Source organism: Aliiroseovarius pelagivivens (assembly GCF_900302485.1).
Classification (GTDB): Bacteria; Pseudomonadota; Alphaproteobacteria; order Rhodobacterales; family Rhodobacteraceae; genus Aliiroseovarius; species Aliiroseovarius pelagivivens.
The window spans coordinates 1,500,630-1,519,782 of the sequence record NZ_OMOI01000001.1 but is presented as its reverse complement, the minus strand read 5'-3'; the positions used below and the strand labels follow the sequence as shown (position 1 = coordinate 1,519,782).

18 protein-coding genes are annotated in these 19,153 nt (G+C 57.4%); 10 read left to right on the top strand and 8 right to left on the bottom strand.

All coding sequences use genetic code 11. From position 1 onward, the window contains the following. Positions 1-2: 2 nt before the first annotated feature. The 5 genes from ALP8811_RS07450 to ALP8811_RS07430 all read right to left on the bottom strand — a co-directional run bounded on the left by ALP8811_RS07450 (position 3) and on the right by ALP8811_RS07430 (position 6,217). The gene (locus ALP8811_RS07450) at positions 3-1,808 is read right to left on the bottom strand and encodes an autotransporter assembly complex protein TamA (RefSeq protein WP_181363708.1); all 1,806 of its coding nucleotides are present in this window, start codon (positions 1,806-1,808) and stop codon (positions 3-5) included. A gap of 121 nt (positions 1,809-1,929) precedes the next feature. Beyond that, positions 1,930-2,694 carry a maleate cis-trans isomerase family protein gene (locus ALP8811_RS07445; RefSeq protein WP_245924598.1) on the bottom strand — a complete coding sequence of 255 codons (765 nt, stop codon included), beginning with the start codon at positions 2,692-2,694 and terminating at the stop codon, positions 1,930-1,932. A gap of 7 nt (positions 2,695-2,701) precedes the next feature. After that, positions 2,702-3,895, bottom strand: a complete 1,194-nt coding sequence (locus tag ALP8811_RS07440) for a M24 family metallopeptidase (protein ID WP_108856495.1) — start codon at positions 3,893-3,895, stop codon at positions 2,702-2,704. Further along, positions 3,888-5,081, bottom strand: coding sequence for a diaminopropionate ammonia-lyase (locus ALP8811_RS07435; RefSeq protein ID WP_108856494.1), 1,194 nt, complete (start codon positions 5,079-5,081; stop codon positions 3,888-3,890). Before ALP8811_RS07435 ends, ALP8811_RS07440 begins: the two co-directional genes overlap by 8 nt. A gap of 2 nt (positions 5,082-5,083) precedes the next feature. After that, a complete protein-coding gene (locus ALP8811_RS07430) occupies positions 5,084-6,217 on the bottom strand; it encodes an amidohydrolase (protein ID WP_245924597.1) in 1,134 nt (377 codons plus the stop codon). A 122-nt stretch (positions 6,218-6,339) separates the two neighbouring features. Between ALP8811_RS07430 and ALP8811_RS07425 the strand changes: the two genes are divergently transcribed. Beyond that, positions 6,340-6,789, top strand: coding sequence for an Lrp/AsnC family transcriptional regulator (locus ALP8811_RS07425; RefSeq protein ID WP_108856492.1), 450 nt, complete (start codon positions 6,340-6,342; stop codon positions 6,787-6,789). A gap of 225 nt (positions 6,790-7,014) precedes the next feature. Here ALP8811_RS07425 and ALP8811_RS07420 read toward each other — a convergent pair whose 3' ends face one another. The 3 genes from ALP8811_RS07420 to ALP8811_RS07410 are packed head-to-tail and all read right to left on the bottom strand — an operon-like array spanning position 7,015 to position 10,039. Next, positions 7,015-8,031 carry an ABC transporter substrate-binding protein gene (locus ALP8811_RS07420; RefSeq protein ID WP_108856491.1) on the bottom strand — a complete coding sequence of 339 codons (1,017 nt, stop codon included), beginning with the start codon at positions 8,029-8,031 and terminating at the stop codon, positions 7,015-7,017. Then, positions 8,001-9,377 carry a sensor histidine kinase gene (locus ALP8811_RS07415; RefSeq protein WP_108856490.1) on the bottom strand — a complete coding sequence of 459 codons (1,377 nt, stop codon included), beginning with the start codon at positions 9,375-9,377 and terminating at the stop codon, positions 8,001-8,003. Before ALP8811_RS07415 ends, ALP8811_RS07420 begins: the two co-directional genes overlap by 31 nt. Then, entirely contained in the window at positions 9,374-10,039 is a 666-nt protein-coding gene (locus tag ALP8811_RS07410; protein WP_108856489.1) for a response regulator transcription factor, read from the bottom strand. The genes ALP8811_RS07415 and ALP8811_RS07410 overlap by 4 nt, the downstream gene beginning before the upstream one ends. A gap of 118 nt (positions 10,040-10,157) precedes the next feature. Between ALP8811_RS07410 and ALP8811_RS07405 the strand changes: the two genes are divergently transcribed. From ALP8811_RS07405 to ALP8811_RS07360, 9 genes are all read left to right on the top strand, one after another. Continuing rightward, complete coding sequence (locus ALP8811_RS07405; protein ID WP_108856488.1) at positions 10,158-11,135, top strand: tripartite tricarboxylate transporter substrate binding protein; 978 nt, start codon at positions 10,158-10,160, stop codon at positions 11,133-11,135. A gap of 66 nt (positions 11,136-11,201) precedes the next feature. Continuing rightward, the gene (locus tag ALP8811_RS07400) at positions 11,202-11,684 is read left to right on the top strand and encodes a tripartite tricarboxylate transporter TctB family protein (RefSeq protein WP_108856487.1); all 483 of its coding nucleotides are present in this window, start codon (positions 11,202-11,204) and stop codon (positions 11,682-11,684) included. An 11-nt stretch (positions 11,685-11,695) separates the two neighbouring features. Continuing rightward, positions 11,696-13,210 carry a tripartite tricarboxylate transporter permease gene (locus tag ALP8811_RS07395; RefSeq protein ID WP_108856486.1) on the top strand — a complete coding sequence of 505 codons (1,515 nt, stop codon included), beginning with the start codon at positions 11,696-11,698 and terminating at the stop codon, positions 13,208-13,210. Between the two features lie 12 nt (positions 13,211-13,222). Beyond that, entirely contained in the window at positions 13,223-14,260 is a 1,038-nt protein-coding gene (locus ALP8811_RS07390) for an AbrB family transcriptional regulator (RefSeq protein WP_245924596.1), read from the top strand. A 474-nt stretch (positions 14,261-14,734) separates the two neighbouring features. After that, a complete protein-coding gene (locus ALP8811_RS07380; RefSeq protein WP_108856483.1) occupies positions 14,735-15,037 on the top strand; it encodes a hypothetical protein in 303 nt (100 codons plus the stop codon). After that, a complete protein-coding gene (locus tag ALP8811_RS07375) occupies positions 15,034-15,387 on the top strand; it encodes a hypothetical protein (protein WP_108856482.1) in 354 nt (117 codons plus the stop codon). Before ALP8811_RS07380 ends, ALP8811_RS07375 begins: the two co-directional genes overlap by 4 nt. Further along, on the top strand, positions 15,377-16,267 hold the full coding sequence (locus ALP8811_RS07370) for a hypothetical protein (RefSeq protein ID WP_245924595.1): 891 nt from the start codon (positions 15,377-15,379) through the stop codon (positions 16,265-16,267). The genes ALP8811_RS07375 and ALP8811_RS07370 overlap by 11 nt, the downstream gene beginning before the upstream one ends. 36 nt (positions 16,268-16,303) lie before the next feature. Then, complete coding sequence (locus ALP8811_RS07365; RefSeq protein ID WP_108856481.1) at positions 16,304-17,503, top strand: N-acetyltransferase DgcN family protein; 1,200 nt, start codon at positions 16,304-16,306, stop codon at positions 17,501-17,503. Continuing rightward, positions 17,500-18,645 (top strand): alanine racemase, encoded by a 1,146-nt coding sequence (locus ALP8811_RS07360; protein WP_108856480.1) that lies wholly within the window; start codon positions 17,500-17,502, stop codon positions 18,643-18,645. The genes ALP8811_RS07365 and ALP8811_RS07360 overlap by 4 nt, the downstream gene beginning before the upstream one ends. Positions 18,646-19,153: the final 508 nt, after the last annotated feature.

Below are 19,153 nucleotides of genomic sequence, written 5' to 3'. Positions count from 1 at the left end.
GATCAGAACGCCTGTCCAATGCCGAGGTAGATTTGAATGCCGTCACCGGTGTCTCCGGAAATCGGCCACGCCACATCCAAGCGAAGCGGCCCGATAGGGGTCTTATACCGCACCCCAAGCCCCGCACCTGCGTGCCAGTTGCCATCGCCTGCAAACAGGCTGTCATCGCTGACATGACCGGCATCGGCAAAGGCTACCACGCCAATCGTATCGGTGATTGTTGCGCGCAGTTCAGTGGACAGCGCCAGATAAGACCGCCCGCCGCGCAGGTCTGCACCTACGGGGATACCCAGCGACTGATAAGGCTGTCCGCGGACCGAGTTTCCGCCGCCCGAGAAGAACAGGTATTCGGGTGGGATATCCGTGACGCTCTCAGAATAAACTGTGCCCGCCTGAACACGGCCCGCGAACACAAAGCGGTCTCCGACCCCCAGTCCGCGATAGGCGCGCGCATCAACAAAACCCCGTGCGCCACTGCCACCATCGTTCAGAGATAGAAACGGTGTGACCTCGGCGCGGACAAACAGACCTGAAGTCGCATCCAGCAGATCATTGCGACGGTCCCATGTCAGACCAATCGGCAACGTCAGGTGAAAGAACTCGCGATCGCCGAATACGTCGGTGGTGTCGGAATAATGCAGCCCAACGCCAATCTCGCCGTTTAGGGTGTCCGAGAAGATGCGTGTCATCCCGGCCCCCAGTTCAATGCTGCGCGAAATATACGCCGGCTCATCTTCGTAGGCGGCATTGGCATACCCGAATGCCGTCGTGTCGGGGCCGAACGTGGCAGGTTGTTCCAATCGTGCGCCCAGGCGATAGTCCGTGCCGCTGTTCTGCCCGCCAATACCGGCAACCTCGCCTTCGACCCGGAAGCGTTCCGCCCCGCCAAGGAAATTTCGGTGCATCCAATATGCGGATAGGCCGATGCCCTCTTGCGATGACAATTCTGCGCCAACACCAAACCGACGTGGTTTTTCGTCAGCGAGGGCAAGCCCCACGTCCAACGTGTCATCCGGGTTGAGCGTCTCGGCTTCAGTCAGGGATACAGATGAGAACGCGCCTGTGCGGCGCAGACGGCTTGCCACTTTCTCAAGGGCTTCGGGCGAGTATACCTCGCCACTGGGAAATCCGGCGATACGTGTGATGCGCTCGGCCCGGACTGTGCTGTCAGTCGTCTGGGTCATGCGGCCAAACTGGGCTTTGGGACCTGAGGTAAATCGCAGATCTGCCGACAGGGTGTGACGGGTGTGATCGGCGGTGATGCTTTGGCTGGTCAGATCAGCCTTTGGGTGACCCGCCTGACGCCAAGCCAGATGGGCCGCGTCGGCAGCCGCTTGAACTTGCGTGCTTTCTGCACGTGCGCCAGCGCGAAACCCTTCAGGCAACTTCGTCCCCGGAGCCAGAGGCGCAACGCGCGCCGCTCCAAATGTGAACGGAGCACCCGGATCCACGGTGATCGCGATGGTGCTGATACGAGTAGGCAGGTTGAAAACGGGGATGCGCCCGGCCTCGCGTCCGTCGACACGGATGCGGATCACGCCGCCGTAATAGCCATTGGCATAAAGCACTTCCGTCAGGCGACCATATTCCGCCAACGCGGCGGCCATCACGTCGCGGGGATCGGTTTCACCGTCTTGCTTGGCAGTCTGTACAAGTGATGCTGCATTGATCGCGCTTTCCAGATCGCTGTCTGCCCCCAGAACCGTAATCTGAACGTCGTCGAGCGCCAGTGCAGACTGACCCAAAAAGACCAACGCGACGGGCATGCAAATCCGTCGCCAAAGCGGCGCGAAATTCAACTTTCTCAAACCCAGATTCCTTGTGAGCAGCACAACAATCCCCAATGCCTTGAAATCTAGCCCGTCGTTGGGCCAAGCACCACAGGATTCGCTGGGTCGGCAGCTTTCCGCCTTGTCGGCGTTGGGGGGGCTAGGAGGCGAGTTGAGTGCCGAACAGCCGGCAAATTTGGGGCATCTCATCTTCGATCCCAGCCAGACGCAGCATGTGCCACACAAGGGCTGTGTTGCTGGACAGGACCGGGATGCCAAGTTCGGCCTCGAGCTGCGGAATGACATTCAGACAGCGCAGATTGGTGCAGGCGATCACAAGGGCGTCGCAATTGGCGTCGGCGGTGCTCGCGACCTGAAGCCCGGCGTTGTGGATTGCGCCTTCAGTGATACGGGCGACCACACGATCATCGCCTTCCTCGAACGATCCGCCAGCCGAAATGTGAAAGCCCGCAGCTTCCAGTTTTTCGCGCATTTTCAGTGACACTTCAGGGATGTAAGGTGTTATGAAGCCGAGGTTTTTCGCACCCAGAGATTTCCCCGCCGCGATCAGCGCAGCCAGAGGATCGGTCACTTTCGCACCGGGACGAACGCTTTGAATTGCGGCCGCGACATTGTCCGAGCCAATCACGGTCGATGCCGAAGTGCAGCCATACCCGATCACGTCGAACTCGAACGACGATGGGAATAGCCTTGCCGATGCAGGCAGGTCATCTTTCATCCGCGCCAGAGTGTCTGGGCGGATATCAGTGACCATCGGGATGCGGCTGTGATAGCGCGCGACGCCTTCTAGGTCTGCCATCCGGGCGAACTCGGTCTCTAGCGTTTCATCCGTTTCCAGAACGATCATGCCCAAATTGGCGCGCGTTCCGATCCCGTCATCTGTGTCGAACTCAAGCTTCAGCATAATGCCCTCAGATCACTGGCAGTTCAGTCGCTGCGCGTTGGGTCAAAAGCTTTGCGCCATCCGCCCGCACGACGATGTTTTCCTCATGGACCATGATGCGCCCATCGCCATAAGAAAGCGAGGGTTCAAACGTCAGCACCATGTTTTCCTCTATCACCGTGTCGTCAAACGCGGCGTGCGACGGCCATTCGGTCAGCTGCATCCCCAGCCCATGCCCCAGACGCCCAACATCACCGCCCTGATCATCCAGCTCGGCGATCACAGATTGCATGGCGTGGAACAGGTCGCGGCAGGTGGTTCCGGGGCGGGCGGCCTCGATCCCGGCCTCGGTCGCGCGCCATAAAACGTCATAGGCTCGGCGCGAGGCATCATCGGCATGACCAATGGCCCAGTTTCGATCAAAGTCGCAGTAATACCCGTCCCACGTGGCGCCCGTGTCCAACATGAAGATATCCCCACGCTGCAAGGGGCGGGGCGACGGGGGCGAGATCACGTCGTGATATCCGCCCTGATCCGCGCCGCCGACCAAATAGGGCACATCATCGGCACCTTGAAACAATGCTTCGCGGCGAAAGAGGCGGAACAGATCCTCGAAAGGCAGCCCTTCGCGGGCAAGCTGTGGCACCTCGCCAAATGTGCGTGAACCGATGCCACAGATATGCGCAAGCTTTTCGATTTCAGCCTCGGATTTGACCATGCGCAGGGCGCGGACCAGACCGGTGGCATCCGCGACCTCCATGCCGCGCAAAGATGACATCAGCCGTTCATAATCGCCCAATGGCATTCGAAGGTTTGTTTCGTGGCCTTTCAAGACGCCCAGCCGGCCGCCGGACTGCGCCAAAGGAGACAGAAGCTCGGTCAGCAGGCTGATCCCGTCATCCGACGGGGCAGGGGCACTCCAGGTGCGGATATCCTCGATCCATGTCTGGCGCATCAATTCGGCGCCGATTTCCGGGATGATCGCAATGGGCTTGCCAGTTGCCGGGACGAACAGAAACCAAGGTCGCGTGGGGCTTTGCCAGAACAGCGTGTGAAAGCCGCTGAAATAGCGCACCTCGGGTTCGGTCAGCAAAAGCATCCCGTGTAGCCCCTGTTGCGCCATCAAGGCCTGCGCTTTTTCGGTACGGGTGGCGAACTCGGCTTCCGGGAACCCCCGCGAAGGTGCGCCAACGGTCCCAAGAGTCAGCCGCGCGTCAGACATGGTCCGCCCCGGCCATGATCGCTTCGAAGATCGCCGGATCGGTCACACCTTCGGACCCGATCAGCAACACGCGCGATGTCTCATCCAGCCCTAGCGTTTCTGACAGTGCCTGATCCTGACGCGCAGCGATCACAGCGGCCAGCCCGGCCACAGCGCTTTCTCCGGCCTCGACGACCTCATCCCCGGTCTCCCCATTGGCCAGCAGGCGCACGGTGGGCGCGACGATGCTGTCGGGAATGGTCAAGAAGTCCGCGGCCTCTTCCGACAGGATTTCCCACGCCATTTCCGAGGGTTCTCCGCAGGACAGTCCCGCCATGATGGTTTCTTCGGCGATTGCAAATGTGGTGGCCTTGCCCGCTTTAGCACTGTCAAACAGACAGGCAGCCAGATCCGGTTCAACGATGACCACACGGGGCGAAGCGTCTTTATAGAACTGCCGCAATCCCGCCGCGACCGAGGCCGCAAGCCCGCCGACGCCGCCCTGCAGGAAGACGTGGGTTGGCGCGTCCTCCAGTGTCTCGCAGATCTCGCGGGTCATGACACTGTAGCCGGCCATCACGTCGCGCGGCGGCTCAGTATAGCCTTCCCACGAGGTATCAGACACGACGAACCAGCCATTCTGCTCGGCTTCGGTTTTCGCCAAGACCACGGATTCGTCATAGTCGCCGTCGATACGGATCACGTGGGCACCCAGATCGCGCATCGCCTCGGCGCGGCCTTCGCTGACCTCGGCATGGATATAGATGCGGCAGGGTGCGCCAAAGCGCTGACAGCCCCACGCCAAAGACCGCCCGTGATTGCCATCCGTGGCCGAGACCAGCGTAATCTGAGCGCAGGCGTCGCGGTGGTCGCCATTGCGGATTTCTTCAAGGCTGATTTCGCGGCCCAGTTTGGCGCTCAGCTCGCGTTGCAAGACACGCAGTGCGGCGTACGATCCGCCCAGCGCCTTGAAGCTGCCCAGCCCAAAACGGGGGCCTTCGTTTTTATAGTCGATCCGTGCAACGCCCAACTGTTCTGCCAACCCGGCCAGTGACACAAGCGGCGTTGCTTCATACCCTTCCCACGCCATGATTTCACTACAGGCGTTTGCGAAGTCCTGTTCAGACAGAACACTGAACGCGGCTTTAGATGGGGCAGGCGATCCAGCCGTGTGGTGCAGGGGCGCCGTGCTGAAAATATCCTTCATGATCAGTCCTTTCGAGAGGGCAGGCGGTCCTGCACAAGTTTGGTCCAAAACGCGGTGCCGATGGGCAACAGCGCGTCGTTGAAATCATAATCTGAGGCGTGCAGGGGCTTGCCATGCGCGCCTTCGGTCCCGTTGCCCAAAAGCAGGAAGCAGCCGGGGACGGCAGCGGCGAAATGGGCGAAATCTTCAGAAAAGCTCATCGGTTGGCGATCCGGGATCACGTCGCATCCGGCAGCAGTGGCCGCGCGACAGACGGCCTGTGTTGGGCCGACGGCATTGATGGTTTCAATGAATTCGGTCTGGAACTGAACCGTCGCAGTCACCCCATGTGCCGCTGCCACGCCATCGGTAATCTGGCGCATGAAGCGTTCTACGGCCAGACGGTCCTCGGGCGCGCGGGCGCGGACGTCGCCTTTCAGCACGGCCTGTCCCGGCAACACGTTGCGCTGTCCGTCGGTCACGAATTCCGTCACCGAAACCACAACGCCCGCACCGGGGGACAGTTTGCGTGCCACGATGGTTTGCAGGGCCAGCACCAGCTCTGACCCGACAGTAATCGCGTCTACGCCGACCTGAGGCATCGAGGCATGGCCGCCCTGACCGTGGATGGTGATTTCAAACAGGCTTTCACTGCTGCAAATCAGGCCGGGGCGAGTGGACACCTGACCCACAGGCGCACCGGGCAAGTTGTGAATGGCATAGACCTCGTCCACGGGGAAACGCGTCAACACGCCTTCGTCGATCATGGCCTGCGCGCCCAGCCCGTGTTCCTCGTTCGGTTGGAACAGGAAGATCACGGTGCCATCAAAATCGGCATCATTCGCCAGTGTTTCGGCCGCACCCAGCAACATGGTCATGTGCCCGTCATGGCCACACGCATGCATCACGCCGGGTGTCTCGGATGGATAGCCATGGTCGGTGTTCTCAAAGATCGGAAGCGCATCCATGTCCGCCCGCAATCCAATGGCACGGTTGCCATTGCCCTTGCGCAAAACGCCCACGACGCCAATGCCCTCGTGCACCTCGATCCCGAGGTCACGCAGATGACTGGCCACCAGCTTCTTGGTGTTCTCTTCCTGAAAGCCCAGCTCCGGTTGGCGATGAAGCTGACGCCGCAAATCAATCAAGTGATCCACGCATACCTCCCAATTCTCTTGGGATAATCCTAACGGGTATATGGGGACGGTATACATCTTAGTTTTGTGGAATAGTTCTGAAACAGATTGCAATTCGCAAAAATAGTGATGATTTTCAGATCATGGATGACAAAGACCTGCATATTCTGAGGCTGGTTCAAACCAACGCCCGCCTGACCGCCGAGACCATCAGCGAACGGGTGGGTCTTTCCTCGGCGGCCGTTCAGAAGCGTTTGAAAAAGCTGAAAGAAACCGGCGTGATTGAACGCGAGATTGCCGTCTTGTCTCCGAAGAAACTAGATCGGGATCTGACGGTGATTGTCGAGGTCATTCTGGAACGTGAGAATCGCCAACAGCTTGAAGCATTCAAGAAAAAGATGCGCACTGCGCCATCCGTGCAGCAATGCTACTACACCACGGGCGAAGCTGATTTTCTGCTGATCCTGTCGGTGCGCGATATCAAGGAATACGAGGCCTTCACCCAAGAGCACTTTTTTGATGCGTCCAACATTAGCCGTTTCAAAACCTCGATTGTCATGGACCGGGTAAAGACGTCATTGGACGTGCTATAGTCGGATCTTACCGCTACGCTGGACGATGCTGGGGTCATTAGATTGAGCCGCTCAGTTCGTATCTTCTCATCATCTGAAAACCAAACCATGTCGGTCATGTATGACGGTCGCTCCTTGATCAGCACGCAAGGCAGGCGCTTGCTGCGTTGAGTTTGAGGGTCGAGAGAAAGGAAGAGTAGGCGCGACACTCGGAAGTCGAATGGCAAACACACATCTACGATCGCCTCACTTCTGCAAAATGGCGCTCTCCCATTCTGAAAGGAACGCGCGTTTCTTGAGTTGGTCCAGGAACACAAGAAGCCCGGGACCGATCCGAATGCGATTCAAGGCAGCTTCATTCTGGCTGAGATCAAGCGCTGGGTTGGTCAAAACCTGAGCATCCTGTCCATGCGATCTTGTCATCAGGTGATCCAGAAATAGGGCCGCGAGTTCAGAAGACGGCGCGTTGCTGGGGATCAGCGCAGTGCGCAACATAACCGTTGTAAAGTCCGAGGGCAGGATGATGGCGAATTCATCCCGATCCTCGCGGTTGATCGCATAACTTCCAAGGACGTTGTAGGCGATTAGCAGATCACCGGATTTGACCGCGTCGATCATATCGGACGAACAGCAGAACAGCTGCGCATCAAGCCCACCCATGACCTCGGTCAGGCGCCAATAGATCTCGGAGGCGCGCGTGTCTTGGGTCGCGAACAGATAGCCAAGTCCAGACTGGCGCACGTCATAGGTGCCGACCCTGCCGCGGAAAAGCTCGGGGTGTTGCCGCAGAAGGTTGATCAGATCGTTTCTGCTTTCGGGAAGGGGAATGTCGCCGAAGCCCGACTTGGACACCACGATTGCAGCCGGTTCCTGCGTGAATGCGAACAGCATGTCATTCCACACAGCCCAACTTGGAAGGGAGCTGGTGGCCTCGGATGTGAAGCTTTGGGCCCAGCCATCATTGGCCAGTTTTGTTTGCAGGTCCATTGCGCTTGAGATTGCCACATCAAAGGCTTCGCCCTCGTCGACAATGGCCTTTTGAAGCTCTGACGAGCCAACAACCGTGTACTCGATGGCTATTCCGGGATCTGATGCAAGGAAGGACGAGATCATCGGCTTGATAAACGCGATATCGGCGGTCGAAATGATCCGCAGCTCCCGTTCACTATCTGATGGGCCAAACCGCGCGACGTCTTCGGCCTCGAAGGCGCCGGCCCATCCGGCGGTGAAGATCAGGAAAAGGGAAAGAGCAAACTGACGCATGCGCCGCCTCCTGAGTTGTTACTAATCTGCAAAGTGCCACCATGCGCCTCGACCACCTCTTTCGCGATGGTAAGCCCTAGGCCGGAACCGATGATTGTCTGCGTATTCGCACCGCGCACAAACCGTTTCGGAAGCTCGCCAAGCTCATCGGTCAGAAAACCGGGGCCGGTGTCTTTGACACTCACGTCCGCGCCGTGTGCGCCGACGTTCAGGGCCACGTGGATTTCAGCGCCGGAAGGCGAGTACTTCACGGCGTTGTCCAGAAGGTTGTGAAGGGCGTTCTGCACAAGGATCGGGTCGCCCTTGATGACGGCGTTGTCCATCCCGATCGTTTCGAGCGTGATGTCCTTCAGTTCCGATGTTGGCCGCATTCTTTCAACAGTATCCTGCACCAGACGATGAAGGTTGATCTCTTCCCGGGCCAAGTGATCCAACCGGAACGTCACCATGGCATGATCCAGAAGCTGTCCAGCCGTGCGCGAACTCTCGTCGATGGCGTATATCATTTCCTTCAGCGCCTTGCGGGTCTCGGGATCATCGGATTTGCGTTGCGCGACCTCGGCTTTGGTTCGGACGACTGCCAAAGGCGTACGGACTCGGTGCGCGGCTTCCGCGATGAAGTCCTCGGATCGCATAAGGGATTGCTGCAAGCGACGCATGAAGGAGTTCAGTGACGCGACCAGCGGCACCATCTCGGATGGCACGGGGGCTGCGACAGGGCGCAGATCTTTTGGACCTCTGCGCGAAACCGATTCCGTCAGGCGATCCAACGGGCGGATCGTACTGCGCGAGATGAGCGCCGCCAGCACCACCGACACAAGGAAGAACCCGGCCCCGATCCCCATTGACGTCCGCGAGATCCGTGCAAGGGCCTGTTTCTGCCCCGAAAGTGTCTGTGCGACCGAAACCTTAAGAAAGCTTCGACCGGTATCCGTCGACATCCGTCGTCTGACCGTGGCAACGCGGACCTCTTCACCAAGGAACATGGCAGATAGATAGGCCGGCGTTGCAGCGTCGTTCTCTTTCGCTTCCGGCAAATCGGCATAGCCGCTCAGAAATTCGTCCTCAAGGCGGATGGCATAGAATACGCGTTCGTCCGAGATGCTGTCCAGCATGGAAAGGGCAGAGTAGGGCAGGTCGATGCTGATCTCTCCTCCGTTCAATCGGGCACTATCAAGAATAGACAGGGCAGACGCTGTCAGCACATTATCCTGACTTTCCTGCGCGACCTGCCGAGCGACGGATTGCACAACGAAATAGACAACAATTGCCAAAACAGCCGCACTTGCCAGCAACGATAGCAAAAGCCTGCGACGAAGCGAGCCATGTGCAACCGGTGTGCTCATTCGATCTCTAACTTGTAGCCAAGTCCGCGAATGGTCGTGATCATCACCGTCGAGGCCTCGAGGTGCCGACGTAGCCGCCCGATATACACTTCGATCGCATTTTCCGTGACGTCTTCGTCATAGGAAAACAGCCGGTCCACCAGCGTTGATTTCGAAAAAACCTGTCCGGGCGCGTTTGCCAAAACCTCGAAAAGGCGCAGCTCGCGGGTGCGAAGTTGGATGTCTCGATCGGCCAGTTTGAGCGTGCCTGACAGCGAATCGAAGTGGAGGTTTCCAAGGGTCAGCAGGTTTTGTGCCGCACCGCCACGGCGGCGCATGACCGCGCGGCAACGTGCTTCCAGCTCGGAAAAGTCGATCGGTTTGACCATGTAATCATCGGCGCCAAGATCAAGAAGACCCACGCGATCCGCAACTTCCGAGCGCGCGGTCAACACGATGACTGGCGTGCTTTCTTCTTGCTTGCGATGCTGCGCCAGAAAGCTTCGCCCGTCTCCGTCGGGAAGCATAATATCCAGTAATATCAAGTCATAAGCAGTTGTCGCCGTGAAGTCATGCCCGGTCTGAATGTCGGGTGCATGGTCGACGACATGACCATCCAGCATCAGCCTGTCCACGACAGCTTCGGCTAGTTGTTTGTTGTCCTCGATCAGCAGGAATCGCATGTAAGGTTTTCTCTTTTTGCTCGTTTTTTAGTCGTGTCAGCTTTGTGTCAGCTTAGATCGTCACCCTCTTCCGACATGAGCGGCAAGTGTCGCCAATGTCAAATGGGAGGACATAAACATGAAATTCAAATTGGGCCGTCGCGCCTTTATCGCAGCTGCTGCATCGCTGAGCCTTGCTGCCCCGGTTTTTGCTGACGGCCACAAGGTCGTTGACAGCATTCACTTCCTGATCCCCGGTGGCGCAGGCGGCGGCTGGGACGGCACCGCGCGTGGAACCGGCGAAGCCTTGACCGGCGCTGGTCTGGTTGGCACCGCATCCTACGAAAACATGTCGGGTGGCGGCGGTGGTAAAGCCATCGGCTATCTGATCGAAAACGCAGACAGCCAGCACGGCACGCTGATGGTCAACTCGACCCCGATCGTGATCCGTTCGCTGACTGGCGTGTTCCCGCACAACTTCCGTGACCTGACCTTGGTCTCGGGCACCATCGGCGACTATGCCGCCATCGTTGTTGGCAAGGACAGCCCCCTGAATTCGATGGGCGATCTGCTGGCCGCGTTTGACGCGGATGCATCTGGCACGGCCATCGGTGGTGGTTCGGTTCCGGGTGGCATGGACCATCTGGTTGCCGCCATGGTGATGGAGGCCGCGGGCAAAGACGCGCTGGCCGTGAAATACATCCCCTATGACGCAGGCGGTAAAGCCATGGCAGCGCTGCTGTCGGGCGAAATCGCAGCTCTGTCGACCGGGTTCTCGGAAGCGGTCGCCTTGGCCGAAGCAGGCGAGGTCAAAATCCTGGGCGTGACCGCGGATGACCGCGTCGCGGCCTATGATGCGCCGACCATGAAAGAGCAGGGGATCGACACCACCTTCGTCAACTGGCGCGGTTTCTTCGGTGCCCCTGGACTGCCGGCCGACAAGGTGGCTATGTACCAAGAGGCCATCACCAAGATGTATGACACCCCTGAATGGGAAGCCGTGCGTGCACGCAACGGCTGGGTCAACATCCACAACTCGGGCGATGATTTCAGAACCTTCCTGGAAGGTCAGGAACAGGTCATTGGTGACCTGATGAAGAAGCTGGGCTTCCTTTAAGCCGATCACGCACTAACGCAACCGGCCTATTCTGGGCCGGTTGCCCATTTTCCAAGGGAGGGGACAATGGCACTGGACCGCTGGGTAGCATTCGTCATTCTGAGCGCCGCACTGGCCTATGGCTATGCCGCATTCTTCACAATGGACGGGTCTCTGCCGCCGTTCATGCAACGCAACCCGATCTGGCCAAGCACCTTTCCAAAAGTTCTGGCAGTGCTGACGATTGCGACGTCTCTGGTCATCCTGCTGGGGTTGGAAAAATCCCCGGAAAGCGACCAAGAGCCTGACATCGATTACCGGCGTCTGGGGGACTATCATCTGGGTCAAGCGCTAACGCTGCTGGGTTTGATGGTTGCCTATGCACTCTTGTTGCGCCCCGCTGGCTTCCTGTTTGCGACCTTTGCCTTCCTAAGCTGCGGGTCGTTCACTTTGGGCGAACGCAAGTTCCATATCCTGCTGCCTGTCGCGGCCATCGCCAGCTTTGTTGTCTGGTATCTGGTGGACGAGGTGCTGGGCATCTTCCTGCGCCCCTGGCCATTCTTTTTCTAAGGAGCTGAGACATGATCGAAGGACTTCTGATCGGCCTTGGCGCCGCATTCTCAATCCAAAACCTTTTGATGGTGATCGCAGGCTGTCTGATCGGCACCTTTATCGGCATGCTGCCGGGTCTGGGCCCGATGTCGATCATCGCCATCATGATCCCCGTCGCCATCACAATCGGTGATCCGTCGGCAGCGATCATCCTGTTGGCCGGTGTCTACTACGGCGCAATTTTCGGCGGTTCAACCTCGTCCATCCTGCTGAATGCCCCCGGTGTGGCGGGCACGGTGGCATCAAGTTTCGATGGCTATCCGATGGCGCGCAATGGGCAGGCCGGTAAGGCCCTGACCATTGCGGCAATCGCCTCGTTCGCGGGCGGCAGCATCGGGGCGCTGCTTCTGATGATCTTCGCCCCCATGTTGTCGACAGTCGCGCTCTTGTTCCACTCGGCCGAGTATTTCGCGCTGATGGTCGTCGGCCTGTCGGCCATCGCGGCCTTTGCGGGGACCGGAAACGTGGGTAAGGCCATCCTGATGACCTTGCTTGGACTGGTCATGGCAACAGTGGGCGAGGGCGCTCTGTTCAACATGCCGCGCTTCACCATGGGTCTGATGGACCTGCAGTCAGGCTTCAGCTTCATCACGCTGGCCATGGCAATGTTTGCCCTTCCTGAAGCGCTGTTTCTGGTTTTGAATCCGAAACGGTCGGCCCAAGGCAGCAGCGGCAAGATCGAGAACCTGCGCATCACCCGTGAAGAGGGGCGCAAGATTGCCCCGGTCATTGGTCGCCAGTCGATCCAAGGCTTCTTCATCGGCGTTTTGCCGGGGGCAGGGGCTACCATCGCCTCGTTCCTTGGCTACGCAGTGGAACGCAACATTGCGACCAAAGAAGAGCAGGAAGAGTTCGGCAAAGGGTCCATCAAGGGGCTTGCTGCACCCGAGACTGCGAACAACGCCGCCTGTACCGGGTCGTTCGTGCCGCTTCTGACACTGGGTATTCCCGGTTCGGGCACCACGGCGATCCTACTGGGCGCACTGATCGCGCTGAACGTTACGCCGGGCCCGCGCCTGATGATCGACGAGCCGCAGATTTTCTGGGCGGTCATCATCTCGATGTATATCGGCAACCTTGTGCTGTTGATCCTGAACCTGCCGCTGATCCCCTATATCGCCAAGGTTCTGACCATCCCGCGGACCTATCTGATCCCGTTCATCCTGTTCTTCACGCTGATGGGCAGCTATATCGGGCAGAACAATGCGACCGAGCTTTTGATCCTTGTTGGTATGGGAATTTGTGCGACGGTCCTGAAGTTCGCGGACTATCCGCTGGCCCCACTGCTGATTGGCTTCATTCTGGGCGGTATGTTGGAAGACAACTTCTCGCGCTCGATGCAGCTGTATGATGGGATCGGGTTCATCGTCGACCGGCCAATGACCCTTGGCCTGTTGGTGATCGCGGTTCTTCTGGTGGTCATCCCAAGCTACCGCGCACGCCGTGCCAAGGCACGCCAAGAAGGTGTGGCCGAGGGCGATTGATACGGATGCTGTATGAGGTACACGGGTAAGCACATGTCGCGTGCGTTGACCTTTTTTATCGCCGGTACAGGCAGTCTGGGGTTCTATATCCTCGGGCTGCCTTTGCCGTTTCTGCTGGGCCCGATGTTTGCCTGCCTGATTGCCGCGCTTGGCGGATTGCACCTTACAGGCGCGGGGCAGTTTGGCATGTTCATGCGAACGTTTCTTGGGGTCGCCGTCGGCAGCTCGATCACCCCCGAGTTGCTTGGCCGTATGCCCGAGATCGCCAGTTCCTTGATCTTCGTACCACTTTTCATCGCGGTGATCGCGGTGCTGGGATATCCCTTGCTTCGCTATGTGTTCGGATTGGACCCCGTCACATCTTGGTACAGCGCCATGCCTGGTGGGCTTCAAGACATGTTGATCTTCGGCGAAGAAGCCGGCGGCGACCCACGCGCCCTGTCCCTGATCCATGCGACCCGTGTCGTCGTTCTGGTCAGCTGCGCGCCTGTCTTGATGCAGTTTGTCTGGGGGCTGGATCTGAGCGTCGCGCCCGGACTGCCAATGTCGTCCGTATCGCCTTCTCAGATCGCGATCATGGTCGCGGCAGGCTTGGTCGGTTGGAAATTCTTCGAGCGGATCGGCCTGTTTGGTGCGTCAATCTTGGGCCCAATGATCGTGTCCTCTGCATTGTCTTTGGCAGGGGTGATCGAGACCCGGCCCCCGGCCGAGATCATCCAAGCCGCGCAGTTCTTCATCGGCATCGCCGTTGGCGTAAAATATGTCGGCATCACCAGCCGAGAAATCCGCGTGAACGTCATGGCCGGGATCCTCTATTCAGTCCTGCTTGGACTGATCTCGTTTGGGTTCTTTGTCATCATTACCCGTCTGGATCTTGCGCCCTCGCTTGATGCTTTATTGGCCTTCTTACCGGGTGGGCAGGCCGAGATGGTTGTCATTGCAATCATTGCAGGTTCGGATCTGGCTTATGTCGTCACGCACCACATATTCAGGATCGTCATTGTCGTCCTGCTTGCCCCAGTAATCGGGCGCCGCTTTCCAAAACTCTGAAATATTTAAGAACTTGCAGATGCGGCAAGGATCGTAATTGCAGCCCCGGATACTTGAGCAAAGAATGTAAGACGCAGAAGATCAAGTTTTGACACTTTCTCAAGCAGAGGCGATCTTAGGTAACGAAGGGCGTTGAGCCGTCGTTCGCTTCGTTCCTCGACAATGTCTGCAATGCGGACCTATTTACGCGTTCCACGTAGAACTTTGCTTATCCGGTTCTGCGTCGCCGGTGTCACAAAATGAGACCGTAATATCTCTGTGAATTGAGTGCTGGGCCTCGGAGAGCTGCCACTCTTTCATCATTGATTGCAGCTGTGGCTGGTTGAAAAATTTCGAAATCACCCTATATAGAAACAATACATGAAAGTGATTTCTGATCGAGCGGGCAAGCGACCTGCACTTGAAATCGCCGTGTTCCATCAAGAAAATTCAGACGTCCCGGTAAAATCGCCGTGATTTTTGGGAAAGGTGCCGATGAACTCGCGCACGACGACCACCGTGGTGGCGTTTGCTCATCCATTCGAACTGGCCGGTTGTCCCGGCGCATTGCCTGCAGGGCAATATCCAGTCATCGCTGAAGATGAACTTATCCAAAGCCTTAGCTTTGAAGCATATCGAAGAACCGCGACCTTTCTTGTGAAGGAAAGCCCAGGTCTCACGAAATTCTTTCCAATACGCCAAGAGGACCTTGATCAGGCTCTTGTCGAGGATCGCGCCCTTTCAGAACGAATTCATGACAGCGTGGCGGCGCTTTCTCCGCCGGAGGATGAAATATGAATAACTTTAAATGGATTAAACCAGGAATCTATGGCTTCGTGGTCGGCGCAATTACGGTCCCGATCATCGGATTCAGCTGGGGCGGATGGATAAGAACTGGGACCGCAGACAAAGCGGCTATTGCCTTTGCCAACGGCGAAGTCACCCGGTCGATGGTGCCGGTCTGTCTGGAAATGGCCGCGTCTGATCCGCAACGGCTGGCCAAACTGACCGGACTTCAAGCCGCGGAAGGGTTCACACGTCGCAACGCGATGATGGCCACCGGCTGGGCAACCATACCGGGGTCCGATACACCTGATCGGAAACTGGCGGACGCCTGCATCGAAAGGCTTGACCTTGATGCCTCGTAAGGCAGCCCCCTTTCCCGGTGTGGGTTTGGCTGGTGATTGCCCGGCTAAGCATTCGTGGCAGCCCGGTTTCTTTGCAGAACTCCGTGACCGTCGCAGCAAGCCCGGTCAAACAAACGCCCAGCGACTTACGAAACTTGTGCTGGGTTTCGCTCTGTTGGTTTTCGCGACCCAGGTTTCCGCACAATCCGCGGTCACATCCATACCTGAAAACGCCCACGCCAAGAGATACGGCGACGGGTGGGAATGTGATGTTGCCTTCAGGCCCGACGGTGATCAATGTGTCGCCGTTGTCATTCCCAAAAACGCCTATGGTATCAATCACGCCTATGGCAAGGGTTGGGAGTGCCATCATGGGTTCAAAGAAACCAATGAAACAAGTTGCGTAAAAGTTGTCGTTCCCGAGGGTGCGTACCTCGATTCCTTAGGCGAGCGCTGGCGTTGTCTGCGCGGGTTCGAGAAGAACGGTGAGACTTGCCGCAAGATCGCCATACCCCCAAACGCTTTTCTTGACAGCTCGGCCTATGAAACAGCATGGCGATGTGATCGGGGATACATGGCCAGCGAAGGCAAATGCGTTGCCATCGATGTCCCCAAGAACGGCTATCTGAATCCGCGAAACTATGGGCAGCCCTGGATTTGCGAGCGCGGCTTCTATGAGAACGACGGAAAGTGTGACCCGGTCATCGTCCCTCCGAACGCCTACTTCGATAGCTCAGCTTCAAACTCTAGATGGGAGTGTGAGCGCGGGTACTCGAAGGTCAGAGACGGGTGCGAACTGATCATTTTGCCCGAGAACGCGCATCTGGACAACGCAGGCAACCGCTGGACCTGCAATCGAAATTTTCGGCTCAAAGAACGGCGTTGCGTACCGAGGCGCTAGTCTCGGGTGCTGCAAGCCACTCAAAAGGAAATAATCATGGATTCTACAATTCTTAATACGAGAACACCTCTCAAGAACATCCGCGTTGCCCAAGGCCCACCAGAAGATGGGTCAGTTCACTCAACCAACGTAATCGACACACCTGTCGTGCGCGCACCCTCGGCAATCGTGTATTGTGAAGGAAACTTCGCAAAAATCGACGGAAAGACTGCAAATGGACTCGTCCGGCATTCTGAGGCCTATCGTATTCATTCAGTCATCGACAGTGACAAGGCCGGGCAGGACTGCGGTGTTGTTCTGGATGGAACCGCCAATCACATCCCGCTTTTTTGCGATCTGGAAACGGCAGTTTGTAGCGGAATAGAAGTTCCGGACACGCTGATATACGGCATGGCGCCGTCGACGGGCAAACTGTCTGCCAAGGATCGTGAAGTCATCTTGGATGCCATCGCCTACGGCATGAATATTGTCAGTGGTCTGCACGAATTCCTGAGCGACGATCCGGAAATCAAAGAGGCTGCCAAAATAGGCGACGTTTCGATCCGCGACATCCGCAAGCCGCGCCCCGCCAAGGATATGCGCCTGTTTGATGGTTCGGTGTCGCGTGTCAACGCCATCTGCATCGCCGTCATGGGGACTGATTGTGCAATCGGCAAGCGCACGACGGCAACCGTTCTGGCAGGAGCTTTGAACGCGAAAGGCGTCAAAACTGTGTTGGTTGGAACAGGCCAGACAGGGTTGATGCAGGGCGCCCGCCATGGGATCGCAATGGATGCAATCCCACCACAATTCTGCTGCGGTGAGCTGGAACGTGCAATCGTCGAAGCCGCTGACACCGAAACCCCAGATGTCATCCTGATCGAGGGTCAGGGCGCACTTAGTCACCCAGCATTTTGCACGTCCGCCTTCATCCTGCGGGGAAGCCAACCTGATGCTGTCATTCTTCAACATGCACCGAAGCGTGCGCATCGCTGCGATTTTCCCGATATGGCAATGCCGAGCCCTTCGTCGGAAATTGCCCTGATAGAAGCCTTCTCGGACACTACGGTGATCGGGGTGACGCTGAACCACGAAGGCATGGCCGACGAAGAGATTGATGCCGCGATATCAAGGTATTCAGACGAGCTGGATCTACCCGTCACCGATGCGCTTGCTCGCCCCGTTTATGATCTGGTTTCGATGGTTCGTGATGCTTTCCCAGTGTTGCAGCCCAGCCGTAGTTCGGAACGGTTATGACCGCCACGCCCCGCATCGACGTTGAGCTCGACAAAATTCGCCACAACACGCGCATACTGGTCCAGCGGCTACACCCGCTTGGGATCAACGTGATTGGCGTAACCAAGGCGGTGTGCGGGCACCCAGAGATTGCCAAGGCCATGCTTGATGGAGGTGCGCGCGGCCTGGCCGACGCACGGATCGGCAATGTCGAAAGAATGCGTCAGGCGGGCATAACGGCGCCCATAGTGATGATACGGCCTCCGATGCTCAGCCAGATTTGCGAGGTAACAGACGCCTGCAGTTCAAGCTACAACTCCGAATTTGAAACGATCGCGGCATTGAGCGCGGCCGCGCACCGGAAAAGAAAAACGCACCGCGTCATTCTGTTGATCGAGATGGGTGATCTGAGGGATGGAATTCTGCCCGATGATCTGGACGCACTCGTGGCTCGGATTGTCGATCTGCCGGGTATTTCCTTGAAAGGAATTGCAACCAACTTTGCCTGCCTTGGTCATAAGGAACCCGACCATCGCACGATGGCAGCCTTCTCGGCCCTCGCTGATGACGTCGAAAGCGCGCACGGGCCTTATATGGAAACTGTTTCCGGCGGAAGCTCAGTGAGCTTACCATGGGCTCTGGGGCCATTTAAAAAAGGGCGCATCAATGAACTCAGACTGGGTGAGGCGATCCTTTTGGGGATTCATCCATTAACGGGAAACCCAATCCCCGGACTGCACACGGATGCATTTTCGCTCAAAGCTGAAGTGATTGAGGCAAAGGTCAAAACTCTATCTTGCAGCAACTCTCGTTTTTCTCGGGAAACTCCGTCGCTGCGATTGGTCCCCGACCACGCTGAAAGCATCCGGGTAAACCTCGCCGTCGGATATCAGGACACCGATATTGCTGGATTAACATTCCCGGAAGGGATCGTGCTGGCAGGGGCGACGAGCGACCACACCGTCGTCGAAACCAATGATCGCGGCATACGACCCGGCAATGAAGTGAACACCCAGCCAAACTACAGTGCATTGATGCGCGCTATGGCCGCGCCTGACGTTTCAGAAGTCATACATAGTGCATGCAATGCATCGTCACGCGGGCCTAAGGGGCCCATCCGACCAACACCTTCTCTGGTCGCAATTGATGGAGGTTATGAATGACTAAAATACACCTGATCAAAGATCCGACCATTCAAGCTGCCAACGACGTGCCCAAGAAACGCAATTGTTTACGCTGTAACGCATATTTTGAAAGCGAAAGCTTTGGTAACCGCATTTGTGGCCAGTGCAAGTCGACGACAGCTTGGCGCAACGGCGTTGCATTTGCCCCAGGAACGTCTAGTCGGCGATAAATCAAACTTTCCAAAGGTTCTAAGAAGATGCGGGCCTAGATTACGAACTCAACCCAAACGCCGAGTTTGATAATTGGTTGTTGTTGGTCTCGTTCCTTAGAAGGCAGGTATTCGCGCTTTTAGCAGCATTTGGAACATGGGGCTCAGATCAGCCCTACGTTGTGACGGTCGTAAGGCTGGCTTAACGAAAGGAACCATGAACAATGTATGCAGAAGGGTTTCGTTTGTAGGAAGCGTTGCGACAAATCTACAACGTCGCTTTAAGGGGCGCGATGCTTCAGTAGTGCTTCCCCCGCGCAAATTAGACCAATTGGCCT

Bases quoted from the DNA above. Each gene is read 5' to 3' on its own strand.
- ALP8811_RS07445 (WP_245924598.1), bottom strand. From the start codon at position 2,694: ATGCTGAAGCTTGAGTTCGACACAGATGACGGGATCGGAACGCGCGCC.
- ALP8811_RS07440 (WP_108856495.1), bottom strand. From the start codon at position 3,895: ATGTCTGACGCGCGGCTGACTCTTGGGACCGTTGGCGCACCTTCGCGG.
- ALP8811_RS07435 (WP_108856494.1), bottom strand. From the start codon at position 5,081: ATGAAGGATATTTTCAGCACGGCGCCCCTGCACCACACGGCTGGATCG.
- ALP8811_RS07425 (WP_108856492.1), top strand. From the start codon at position 6,340: ATGGATGACAAAGACCTGCATATTCTGAGGCTGGTTCAAACCAACGCC.
- ALP8811_RS07420 (WP_108856491.1), bottom strand. From the start codon at position 8,031: ATGCGTCAGTTTGCTCTTTCCCTTTTCCTGATCTTCACCGCCGGATGG.
- ALP8811_RS07415 (WP_108856490.1), bottom strand. From the start codon at position 9,377: ATGAGCACACCGGTTGCACATGGCTCGCTTCGTCGCAGGCTTTTGCTA.
- ALP8811_RS07410 (WP_108856489.1), bottom strand. From the start codon at position 10,039: ATGCGATTCCTGCTGATCGAGGACAACAAACAACTAGCCGAAGCTGTC.
- ALP8811_RS07405 (WP_108856488.1), top strand. From the start codon at position 10,158: ATGAAATTCAAATTGGGCCGTCGCGCCTTTATCGCAGCTGCTGCATCG.
- ALP8811_RS07400 (WP_108856487.1), top strand. From the start codon at position 11,202: ATGGCACTGGACCGCTGGGTAGCATTCGTCATTCTGAGCGCCGCACTG.
- ALP8811_RS07395 (WP_108856486.1), top strand. From the start codon at position 11,696: ATGATCGAAGGACTTCTGATCGGCCTTGGCGCCGCATTCTCAATCCAA.
- ALP8811_RS07390 (WP_245924596.1), top strand. From the start codon at position 13,223: ATGAGGTACACGGGTAAGCACATGTCGCGTGCGTTGACCTTTTTTATC.
- ALP8811_RS07380 (WP_108856483.1), top strand. From the start codon at position 14,735: ATGAACTCGCGCACGACGACCACCGTGGTGGCGTTTGCTCATCCATTC.
- ALP8811_RS07375 (WP_108856482.1), top strand. From the start codon at position 15,034: ATGAATAACTTTAAATGGATTAAACCAGGAATCTATGGCTTCGTGGTC.
- ALP8811_RS07370 (WP_245924595.1), top strand. From the start codon at position 15,377: ATGCCTCGTAAGGCAGCCCCCTTTCCCGGTGTGGGTTTGGCTGGTGAT.
- ALP8811_RS07365 (WP_108856481.1), top strand. From the start codon at position 16,304: ATGGATTCTACAATTCTTAATACGAGAACACCTCTCAAGAACATCCGC.
- ALP8811_RS07360 (WP_108856480.1), top strand. From the start codon at position 17,500: ATGACCGCCACGCCCCGCATCGACGTTGAGCTCGACAAAATTCGCCAC.